Consider the following 11,141-nt stretch of genomic DNA (forward strand, 5'->3'; position numbering starts at 1 on the left):
TTTCCCTTTCTTAGTTCTTTTTAGCGGCCGCTTGGTCGATCATCATCTGCACCGCATCAAAGGATTTATTCGCTTTTGAAATGCGCTCATCGTAGGCAGCGAAACGTTCTGCCATTGTGTCGTAACGGGTTTTTAACATCTCCATCGCACTTTCCTTATCTTTTCTAAGGTCTTTGGCATCTTGCTCTAGCGAATCTTCGTATAATTTCAAACGCGCATTTCCACCATCGACCAAACCCGCCAAAACTTTATCCAAGCGGATAAAAATCCCATCTTGGTGGTTTTCTTTACCTCCCATGCTCTTGACATCACTGCCATAAAAGAAGTCTTGGGCGGCTTGGGGGTCGGTTTCAATCGCATTTGTGAGTCTGCCCTCATCTAGGCTCATTTTGCCATGCTCATCTAGGCTAATGCCATACTTCATTAAGCTATCCACCCCCTTTGCACTCGTGATGCTAAAGGCAATGGCGTTGTTGATGGAGGAACGGATGGTGCGGATGTCGCCCACCCCATTAAACACCCCGGCGATGTGGGTGTCAGGGTCGTAGCGAGTGGTTTCATCTAGTTTGGGGATCAATTCGTTGTAGGCTTTGACAAAGGCTTTGATGTTGTCCACGATCGCTTTGCTATCTCTAGTAACGCTCACAATGGCGGGCTTGCCCGGATCGGTTTTGGCAAGCAAGGTTAAGGACACCCCATTGATCACATCGTTTACTTCATTCGTGGGGCGGGTGATGGTCGCGCCATTGTAGGTAAATTTGGCATCCGAAGCCCTCTGTAAATTCTTAAACCCAAAGAGATCGTGGATTTTGGCGTAGGATTGGCTCAAACCCTCGCTTAAGCCCAAGTTAGACACCGCCGCCTTGCCCGCTGCCCCCACGCCTGCAATGCGCAACTCCCCGCTGTCGCTGTTTAAGACCAACTTGCCATCCGCACCTAGTAGGGCATGTAAACCGCTGATGGCGTTGATAGCGTTAACGATCGCCTTGCCATTGTCATCGCTAGAATTGGCTGAGTGTGTGATTTTAGAAAGGTCAATGGCATGTCCATTGAAGTTCACCACCCCTTTAATCTGCCCTGAAGGGATCCCCGTTGTGCCCTTGACTAAGTCGTCTTGGCTAGAAGTGGTTTTCACAAAGCCTAGCTCAACTGCCTTAGCCCCGCCCGCTTCTACACTAAACCCTCTTTTGTCATTAAGGATTAAGGACTTGCCATCATTGATTAAACCCACATTGAGCTGCCCGCTTTCAAGCAAAGGCTTGGTTTGGGGGTTGGCCTCTAAAGCCTTTTTGATTGCCTCCTGCAGAGCTTGGTTTTTATTCTGCACGGGGGTTTTGGTGCTGATGTTTAGGGTGATGGGGATTTTCACCTCTTGCCCCTGCGCATCTTTCACCTTGATGAAAAAATCGTCCTCGGTGGTTTTGCCCGTGGCTTGGTCTGTGCCCCCCGCCGCTAGAGTGATGGGCGCATCGCTACTTAAATGCGAGATCACGCTCGTGCCGAAGTAAATGCGGCTATTTGCCCCGGGGTTCTTGCTGTTTAGCATGAGCTGGTAGGGCTTGTCCCCCCCCGTTTTCATCACGATGCCTAAAACATTGCCATCGGTCGCATCTGTGATCGCCTGTGCCACATCCCCTAGACCCATGCCTGCTTTAATGTCAACAGTGTAATCTTTGTTGTTGGTGTAGAAGTGTAATTTTGTATTGGCCTGGCTAAAGGCATCGTCTCGGCTTCTAAAGTGGGTGGCTACTTCGTTAATGTCGCCTTGCGCTAGGTCTTCTACTTCAACTTTAATGTTCTGCACGGGGATACCTGGGTTCACTGTGGCTTTAACGGCGTTGCCACTCACGCTGCTGTTACGGCTTGTATAGGTGGAGTAGTCGGTGAGCGCACTTACGGGAGCTTTCAAGTTAGAGATCAAGGTTTTGATTTCAACGAGGGCCTTTTGTTTTTCTACATTAGCCTCCATTTTCTTTTCAATGGGGGCAACCATCACCTGCTCATCAGCTTTTTTGAGCTTGTCGATCACATCGTAGTTTAAGACCTTGCTGCCGATCCCCAAAGAACTAAGTTTTCCTATTCCCATGCTTTGCTCCGGTACACTCTAACCCTTCTTATCAAAGATGATCCCCAAAATATCCCGCATCTTTTCAGTCAACCTAATCGCTTCCTGTGAGGGGATTTCGCGGATGATCCGATCCCCATTGCTATCTTTGATCATTACAACAAGACTATGCAAAACCTCGTTATAACTAAAGGTCAATTGCGACTCAATTTGCTTCATCTTTTCATTGAGCTCTTTAGCTAACTTCTGCAAATCTTGTTCCTTTAAAGGAGACCCTTCTTCTTGAGTTTGTTCTAACTTGGTCTCACTGACAAAGGACGCTTGTTGGGGTTTTAAATCTTGGGCATGACTAGCATGCGACATATCCAATTGCATCGTGGTAATGTGAGGGGAGACACTCGCAATCTCAGTAGGCATAGGCACTCCTTTTTTCCCAAGATCGGCACGCCCTTATTTTTATTTATATATACCGTCGCAATATCATCACTGCGTACGAGCAATGATTTCCATAGGGTTAATGTGTTTGTCTTTTAAAGTGACTTCAAAACTCAAGCGTTGGTCGATACGCCCAATCACATAGCCTTTTTGCACCCTCAAGCCATGCCGAATCGTAGGGGCAATCTTATCAAGTTGGGAGTAAATGGTGTGCATGCCATCCTTATGTTCGATGATGATAACCTTTTTTAAAATAGGCACTTCTTTGGCATACACCACCCGTCCATCAAAAATGTTGCGGACAACAGCGTTAGGCTTGGTTGAAACCAAAGTTACTGCCTCGTTAAAGACTTTAAGTTTATACACTGGGTCAAAATAGGGGCCGAATTTCTGCACGATTTTATAGCTAGCTAAGGGAGCGATGGTCTTCGGTCCGTTGTAGACGGTTGTGGTTATATTTCTATAAGAGCTAGCCACTTGGCGCACCTCTAGAGGGGCTTTTAGGCCCGTGGTGGTTGTTTCGCTTCTTTGGGAGTGTCTTTGGCGTTCCAATTCTCTTTGCTTGACAATGTTTAAGGAGACCAAGAGTTGATCTAATTCCTTGCGTTCCTTATCCAAATTTTCAAGTTTTTTATTATAAAGCACCAACTCAGCACGCATGTTCTTGATCAACTTTTGTTGGGTGGCGACCATGTTCTGTAAATTGTGTTTGCGGTTCTCTTGGGCGTTGATGGTTGCGCCCATTTGGTTAATGTTGCGCACAATTTGGGCGATACGGGTACTGATCTGCTCTTCTTGGGCATTTAGGGTAGCTAGTCGGGATCGCGAATCATGGCTTAGATATTTGAAAGCGGTTTGGAGCATAATGTCCTCAGTGGTGGCTAAATCTTGTTTATCCAAAACCATTACAAAGAGCATATCCTTTAAGAGAAGAGTGGTGACAAAATCTTGGATCTTACTACGGCTCTTTTGTAAACTCTCTAAGAAAAGGCGGTTTTCCTCTAGGGATTTTTCTTGGGCTTGGTTTTGGGCTTGGTTTTTAGCAATGTCCCTTTGGATATTTTGTATTTGTCTAGAGAGTTCTTGGCTCTGTTGGTATTTTTGGTTAATGGCATCACCTAAGCTACTTAAACGGTTGCTGATTTTGGTTTTTTCTAGAGCAGTGGCTTTAAGCTTACTCTGGTTTAGGCTGATATTTTTATCGATCTCTTCAATTGCTTGAGCACCCAAAAAACTCAGGGACAAACACCACACTAAAAACCCTATGCATCTTTTCATGCCACTCTCCTTTGGACAACAACAATCCAAACACAGACGAAGGATACTATAACCGAAGTGAACAAAAAGATCAGGGTGTCTTCTTGCCACACGAATAAATGATTTTCAATCTCAAGCACTTGCAACATCGATTGGAATTGCTCCTGCCAAGACAGGTATAAACTCCCCAGCAACACCACTCCACTTGCAATGAGCGAATCTATGAAAGCTAGCCTGAATAAAAAGCCGTTTTTGATCCGCATGGGTGCGCCCAACAAGTCCATGATTTCGATGCGCTTGGCGTATTGCAAATGCCATACACTGATCTGCTTGACGAGCAAGAGAATGGAGAGCATGCCTACAATGGATGCGAAAATGAGGGTGTTTTTTTTCAGCAAAAGCAAGAGGCGGTATTCTTGATCGTGGGTCTTGCTAAAAACCTCCACCTTCTCCACGCCCGGGATTTTCAAGAGCCGTTGGTTGATTTGGTGCAACTGCTCTAAGGTGGGGAATAAGGACAACTTGAGCGAATAGAAAAAGGGTAGATTCTTCTTAAGATTAGCAATGCTCGCTGCGCTTAAATTCTGCTTCAAGCGTTCTAAGAGCGCATCGGGGCTGATGAGGTTCAAAGATGCGCTGCTTGGGATGTTTTGGCGGATGAATTGCAACGAGAGCTTTTGGTGGCTCACAATGGTGATGGCGTAATTCTTAGACAGCTTTTCCTCGCGCATATGCACCGCCCGCTGGATAAATAAAATGCTCTCTAGGCTAAATAAAAGGGCGATTAAGGGCAATAAAAAAGCTAAGTGCTCCTTAAGTGTATTCATGCACCTCTCCATCCTTGATATAAAGCTTGCGGTAGGGGATATTGAAATTGCTAGGGATTCTGTGTGTTACAACTACGATGGTGATGTCTAATTGTTTGTTTGCCCCCTTTAGCAAGCTCCAAATCATGTCGCTTGAGTAGTCGTCCAAATTGCCCGTGGGCTCGTCGGCTAGGATTAAAAAAGGCTTGTGGGCGATCGCTCTAGCCATAGCCACCCGTTGCTGCTCGCCCCCGCTTAACTCCAAAGGGTAGCGGTTAGATTTATAGAGTAAATCCACATGGGCTAAGAGCTTTTCGGCTTGGATATTGCACTCCTCTTTTTTATAGCCATTAATGATCATAGGCAGCTTGATGTTCTGCTCCACCGTCCACTCTTCAATGAGCTTATAGTCCTGAAACACCACCCCGATATTGCGCCTAAGCTCGTTGATAAAACTCTTAGAAGCCCGATTCACGCTGATATTACACACTTCTAAATCCCCCCTCAAAATGGGCAAATCCCCATACAAAGAGCGTAAAAGCGTGCTTTTTCCACTCCCACTCGCCCCCGAGATAAAGACAAAGTCTTTCTGCTCAATTTTAAAATGCGCCCCCTTAATCACCCACTCGTCCTTTTTGTAGCCTAAGGACAAATCCCGCGCAAAAATGATGCTTCCCAACTTCAAACCTCCTGTAAGAGAGCGCACAACGCTTCATGGGCGTGGCGTTGCGCTTTCGTGTTGAAAGGCACACCTCCCACATACTCCAAACCCCCACCCCCACGATCCCAACAAAGGATTTTATTCAAAGGGAAACGCACATCGCCCAAACTCACTGCGAGTAACCATGAATCCTCGTATTCTAGCACATCTTGGATATTTAAAAAATAATCCTCCCCTATTATGGGTTTTTTTTGCCATAAACTAGATGCTTTCACCCCTTTGGGTTTGACATTTTGCGGCATTGGCAACAATAAGGGTAAGTTTGGGTGCACGCTTTTAGCACTAGATTGTAGGCGCAAGTCGTAAATGTCCTTTTCCTGGCGCACCCAACGGGCTTCGTATTTACTCACCACCTCCTGGGGGGCGTTCTTGGCAATGGTGGCTTGGCAGGTGGGGGCATTTAGGGCGAGCTCTAGGCTGGATTTAAAATACTCCAAACTATCCGTCCTCAACCAAATCTCCCCCTTTGGGCGCAAAATGGCTAACATGTTCTCTAGGGTGTGTGGGGTGAAAATGCGCCGATTGGGGTGTTTTGGCCATGGCACGGGGAAGTGGATGTCTAGCCCCTCACAATTTGGGGGCAAAACCTCTAAGAGTGTCCTTGCATCGGCGTGGGCGATGTAAAGATTTTTGAGCTCCAAAAGCTCAATTTGGCGCAAGACCTGTTCTATGGATGGGGTATGTACCTCCAAACCGATATAAATATTTTCAGGGTTTGCTTGCGCCTTTTGGAGCAAGAAACGCCCCGAGCCAAAGCCGATTTCAAGGTAAAAGCTCTCAAAGTTAAAGTGCTTAAAATCTAGCAAAAACGCCTGACTAGGGCAGTGGCTTAGGGCTAAATTGCCCCTAACCTGCTTGCCATAGTGGCTTAAAATCTCTAGGGCGTGTTGCAAAATCCCCACAGGAATAGGGCGACTGGATTTCTCTCCCTTGCATAAAACCCCCCCTTGTTGCACAATTTTTAGCAAACAAAAATCGCTTGAGGGGTGTTGCACCCGTATTAGGCTCACCCTAGGGTCCCTTAAACTTTGGGCTTCATAGCAAAATTTAAAGCCCTGCTCTTCAAAGGGCATGGGCGGTGTGGCTAGCTCTTTGGCGTAAAAATGAGGCATGTTAGCGGTCTAGACGCAATTCCACTTCTTTACTAGGGCGTGATTCTAGTCCGGCACCATCAATGCTCACCACTTGGTAGCGGTATTTTTGCCCATTTTCCATGTGCTTATCGATGAATTGGGTGGTGGTTAAGTTGCCAAAGCGCAGGGGGCTAGAATTGGAACTGCCATCAAAGCGATAGACGGCATAGGACTTCACCCGTCCATCGCTCACCCCCTGCCACTCAATGATCGCCTGCCCGTCCTCAATCGTACCCTTGGTGATGATGGGCGTGGTTGGACGGGGCAAGGTCATGCCTTTAGCTGCTTCGTTTGGCATCGCCCCCTCTAAACCGCTGCTATCCACCGCCACGACCTTATAAAAGCGCTCTGCCCCGTCCATATCCACCTCATCGGTGTAGTGGGGGGCTTTGGTTTCGGCAATGCTCTTAAAATGCCCGTCTAGGCGGTTTGTGGCATAGATCCGGTAAGCCACCACATCGCTTTGGCTTGAAGGGGTCCACGACAGCTCCACCTTGCGGGTTAAATTGGTGCTCGCTTGCAAATTCACAAGGGGCAGGGGCAAGGGTCTAGTCTGCCCCTCCACCACCACGCTAGGCAAGGACTTTGCTCCATCAAAGTTCTCGGCAATCACTCTATAGTGTTGCTTCGCCCCACTGGGTAAATTCTTGTCAAAATACTCCACATACAAGCGGTTTTTCACCACCCCGATATTAGAGAACTTGCCATCAGGGTTTTCCCTTTGCACGATGTAACGGGCGATGCTAGGATTGGGGTGCGGACTCCAAAAGATTTTGATCTCTTGGGGGCTGGCTTGGCTGGCAAAGACCCTTTCAACGGGGTTAATATAAGAGGTATGCACTAGGATCGCCGCCGACATTTGCGAAATGCCCCCATTCCTGCCGATCGTGGCGATTTGGTAGGTGTAGTCGGTTTGCGGAGTCAGCCCATCATCGTAGTAGTGCGTGGCTAGGGGGTTTCTAATCGTGGCGACCCGCCGGTAGGTTTGGTCTTTTTGCATGCGGTAAATCACAAAGCCGTCAATGAGCCAAGGCCTATCAATCGCCTGCCACTCAAAGCCCACCGACTCCACATCGTTGATCGTTCTAATGCCTTGCACCACGGGCAGACTAGCGTTAGTCGCCTCTTTTTGTTGGTTGAAAGAGAGCGTGTCGTTCTTGTGGGGGTGGGCGCAACTGCTAAAAATCAGCCCCAAACAAATCAAAAATACGGCGTTCTTGTAAAAGCCCATCCCACAAAACCTCTTGAAAATTATCTTGCAAATATTCTAGCATATCAGGCAAAATTTGGGCTTTAAAAAGTAGGCTCTGTCCCGTGTGCGGGTGAATACAATAAAGCAAATAAGCGTGGAGCAAAATCCGCCCCCCATAGCTGTCCGCTTGCCCGTATAAAGGATCGCCCACAATGTGGCGGTTTAAGCTCTCTAAATGTGCGCGGATTTGGTGCGTGCGCCCACTATAAAGCTTTATGGCAATGAGCTGTTGCCCCTTGGCATTGGTTACAAGGGGCATAAACGCACTCTTAGACCACTTGCCCCCCTTGATTTCTTGGCGCAAAGCGTCTAAGTTTGTCATCTTTAGGCGGTTCTTGGGGTGGCGGCCTAAGCGGCACTCTACCTTAGTGGGTGCGTTTAAAGGCGTGCTTAAAATGGCTAAATAATAACGCCCCATCTCTTTGTTTTTGAGCTGTGTGGCTAGGTGGGCGTGGGCTAAATTTGTCTTGGCAATGACGATCGCCCCGCTCGTGTCCTTATCAAGGCGGTGCACAATCCCACAGCGCAACTCCCCACTAAGCGTAGACAAGCGATAGCCCTTTGCCTTTAAGTGGTCTAATAAAGTTGGTTCGCACACACCCTTAGCCGGATGCACCACCAAGTGAGGCGGTTTATTGAGCACCAACAAGTCTGCATCCTCATAAATCACCTCAAAATCTAAGGGGGCGCAAGTGGGCTTTGCTTGCACCTTTGGGGGGGTGAAAACCACCACATCCCCCGCCTTGAGCTTCACCCCCCCCTTGTTGCAAGGCTTAGAGTTCACCCACACACAGTTCGCCTTAATGCACTGCAGGGCTTGGTTGGTTGCCACGCCTAACTGCATAGCTAAAAAATGGTCTAAACGCCCCGTTTCTGTGACGCTAAATTCTTGCTCCATGTGGTCCTTTCGCTAAACTTCTAATTTTAGCAAAACTTTAGATATAATCTAGGTTTTCATTTTCATAGTCATTAAGGCAATCCATGCAAACGATCGTTGTCGCCCTCGTGGGGCAACCCAATGTGGGTAAAAGTTCACTCATCAATGCTCTAAGCGGAGCGCATTTAAAAGTCGGCAATTTTGCAGGCGTTACGGTGGAAAAAACCCAAGTGCAAACCACCTACAAAGATACACAAATCACCATCATAGACCTACCCGGCATTTATGCCCTCAATGGCTTCACCCTAGAGGAAAAGCTCACAAGGGAGTTTTTAGACATAGAAACCTATGATTTAATTTTAAATGTCCTGGATTGCACGAACTTAGAGCGCAATTTGGCCCTTAGCACCCAATTACTCAAGCTCCCGCATAAAACCCTACTTGCCTTGAATATGTTTGACGAGGCCCAACAAGAGGGGCTAGAGATAGACACCAAGACTCTAGCGCACAGATTAAACGCCCCTTGCATCCCCACCTCTGCCTACAAACGCACCAACATAAACACTTTATTAGATGCCATCATTGCCTTGCACTCCGCCCCCACCCCCGCCAAGAGTGCCGATAGCTTAAACTTCAAACCCACACAAGCCGACTTGCAATTTTGTAGACAGCTTGCTAAAGAAGTGAGTAAACAAACCAAACCCACCCCCACCCGCAAGCTCGACCGCCTCTTTTTGCACGAATACTATGGCTTGCCTATTTTCTTAGGCTTGATGTTTCTTGTCTTTACCCTAAGCTTTCTTGTGGGTGGGCTCGGGCAGGACTTAGTGGATAACTTCTTTGCTTTTTTAAGCCAAAGTTTAAAAGAGCACATCGCCAACCCACAAATCGCCTCAATGCTCAGCGATGGCGTGGTGGCGGGGGTGGGGGCGGTGCTCTCCTTCTTGCCCCTCATTGTCATCTTGTATCTAGGCATCGGGCTTTTGGAGGGCACGGGGTATATGAGCCGTGTCGCCTTCTTGCTCGATGGGATTTTGCACAAGTTTGGCTTGCATGGCAAGAGTTTTATCCCCCTTATTACGGGCTTTGGCTGTTCAGTGCCCGCTTATATGGCAACCCGCACCCTGCAAAACCAACACGAAAGACTGATCACTTTATTTGTCATCGGCTTTATGAGTTGCAGCGCAAGACTGCCCATTTATGTCCTCTTTGTCGGCTCGTTTTTCCCGCAAAAATACGCAAGCGTTGCGATCTTTGCCATTTACATCTTGGGGGCTGTGGTGGCTCTGCTTATGGCAAAGTTTTTAAATTTGAGCGTCTTTAAGGGCAAGCAAGAGTCCTTTGTGATGGAAATGCCAAAGTATCGCCTGCCAAGCCTAAAGGTGTTGTACTTTGGCATTTACACCAAAAGTCTATCTTATATCAAAAAGGCAGGGACTTATATTTTAGGCGGCTCGCTTTTAATTTGGTTTACCTCCCAATACCCTAAACCCGATTTAACCCCCTACAACGCCACTAAAACCCAAATCCAAGCGAGCGCACTAACCCCTCAACAAAAAGAGCGAGCTTTGCAAGCCTTGCAAGAGAAACTAGACAAAGAGAGTTTAGAAAATAGCTTTGTGGGGCGTGTGGGGCGAGGCATTGACGGGGTGTTTAAGCCCATGGACTTTGATTGGCGTTTATCGGTGTCTCTAGTTGCAGGCTTTATGGCGAAGGAAGTGGTGGTTTCGACCTTGGCGGTGCTGTATGCAGGGGAGAAAGATCCCAAACTTGCCCTGAGGCAAAGTGTGAGTCTGCCCTCGGCTATCGCTTTCATCGTGTTTATCGTGTTTTACATCCCCTGTTTTGCAGCGACCATCACCTTTGGTAAGGAAGCGGGTGGCTTTAAATTCGTGGTGTATCTCTTTGTTTTTACCACAGCAGTGGCGTATGTGTTCTCGTTAATCGCCTATGGGCTCACTAGATTTATTATTTCTTAAAATACTATATATTTTGAGAAATTATGGGCTAAAAACCTTGACTTTATTTTCTCATTTTAGCTATAATAATGATACAAACTAACAAAAGGAGTTTTTATGTTGCCTAAGGAAACTGTGAAATTGCTCAACGGACAAGTGATGGACGAGTTCTACTCAGCCAACCTTTACATGAGCATGAGCTCTTGGTGCTATACGCATGGCTTTGACGGGTCTGGCTTGTTCTTATTCGACCACGCCAGCGATGAATACGCGCATGCCACCAAAATCATCACCTACCTCAATGAAAACGAAGTGGGCGTGCATTTAAAAGAAGTCAAAGCCCCCGAGCATGAGTTTAAAAGTTTGGTGGAAATCTTTGAAAAAGCTTACAAACACGAGCAACACATCACCCACTCCATCAACAGCTTGGTGGATCACATGCTCGCCCACAAAGACTACGCCACCTTTAACTTCTTGCAATGGTATGTCGCCGAACAACACGAAGAAGAGGTCTTGTTTAAAAACATCCTCGACAAAATCAAGCTCATGGGCGAAAGCGGACATGGCTTGTATCTTGCCGACCAATACATCCGCAACATCACCAAGAAGTAACACCGCTTGGAGAGGGGAGGCAACG

General features: G+C 47.3%; 10 protein-coding genes. 2 read left to right on the forward strand and 8 right to left on the reverse strand.

Features of this window, described 5'->3' with window-relative positions:
- Window positions 1–10 precede the first annotated feature (10 nt).
- From fliD to QSJ47_RS06300, 8 genes are all read right to left on the reverse strand, one after another.
- Window positions 11–2,086, reverse strand: a complete 2,076-nt coding sequence (fliD, locus tag QSJ47_RS06265; RefSeq protein ID WP_285602791.1) for a flagellar filament capping protein FliD — start codon at window positions 2,084–2,086, stop codon at window positions 11–13.
- A gap of 18 nt (window positions 2,087–2,104) precedes the next feature.
- The gene (locus QSJ47_RS06270; protein ID WP_221272525.1) at window positions 2,105–2,482 is read right to left on the reverse strand and encodes a flagellar protein FlaG; all 378 of its coding nucleotides are present in this window, start codon (window positions 2,480–2,482) and stop codon (window positions 2,105–2,107) included.
- A 66-nt stretch (window positions 2,483–2,548) separates the two neighbouring features.
- Window positions 2,549–3,778: a murein hydrolase activator EnvC family protein gene (locus QSJ47_RS06275; protein ID WP_221272524.1), complete on the reverse strand. Its 1,230-nt coding sequence runs from the start codon at window positions 3,776–3,778 to the stop codon at window positions 2,549–2,551.
- Window positions 3,775–4,584, reverse strand: coding sequence for a cell division FtsX domain-containing protein (locus QSJ47_RS06280; protein ID WP_221272523.1), 810 nt, complete (start codon window positions 4,582–4,584; stop codon window positions 3,775–3,777). The genes QSJ47_RS06275 and QSJ47_RS06280 overlap by 4 nt, the downstream gene beginning before the upstream one ends.
- Window positions 4,571–5,242 (reverse strand): cell division ATP-binding protein FtsE, encoded by a 672-nt coding sequence (locus QSJ47_RS06285; RefSeq protein ID WP_221272522.1) that lies wholly within the window; start codon window positions 5,240–5,242, stop codon window positions 4,571–4,573. The genes QSJ47_RS06280 and QSJ47_RS06285 overlap by 14 nt, the downstream gene beginning before the upstream one ends.
- A 2-nt stretch (window positions 5,243–5,244) precedes the next feature.
- Window positions 5,245–6,396: a tRNA (guanosine(46)-N7)-methyltransferase TrmB gene (gene trmB, locus QSJ47_RS06290; protein WP_285602793.1), complete on the reverse strand. Its 1,152-nt coding sequence runs from the start codon at window positions 6,394–6,396 to the stop codon at window positions 5,245–5,247.
- A gap of 1 nt (window position 6,397) precedes the next feature.
- A complete protein-coding gene (locus QSJ47_RS06295; protein WP_221272520.1) occupies window positions 6,398–7,648 on the reverse strand; it encodes a fibronectin type III domain-containing protein in 1,251 nt (416 codons plus the stop codon).
- On the reverse strand, window positions 7,596–8,567 hold the full coding sequence (locus QSJ47_RS06300; RefSeq protein ID WP_221272519.1) for an RluA family pseudouridine synthase: 972 nt from the start codon (window positions 8,565–8,567) through the stop codon (window positions 7,596–7,598). Before QSJ47_RS06300 ends, QSJ47_RS06295 begins: the two co-directional genes overlap by 53 nt.
- 83 nt (window positions 8,568–8,650) lie before the next feature.
- Between QSJ47_RS06300 and feoB the strand changes: the two genes are divergently transcribed.
- Window positions 8,651–10,525, forward strand: a complete 1,875-nt coding sequence (gene feoB / locus QSJ47_RS06305; RefSeq protein ID WP_285602794.1) for a ferrous iron transport protein B — start codon at window positions 8,651–8,653, stop codon at window positions 10,523–10,525.
- A 96-nt stretch (window positions 10,526–10,621) separates the two neighbouring features.
- Entirely contained in the window at window positions 10,622–11,116 is a 495-nt protein-coding gene (locus tag QSJ47_RS06310; RefSeq protein ID WP_221272518.1) for a ferritin, read from the forward strand.
- Window positions 11,117–11,141: the final 25 nt, after the last annotated feature.

It is taken from the genome of Helicobacter sp. NHP22-001 (genome assembly GCF_030270165.1).
Classification (GTDB): Bacteria; Campylobacterota; Campylobacteria; order Campylobacterales; family Helicobacteraceae; genus Helicobacter; species Helicobacter gastrofelis.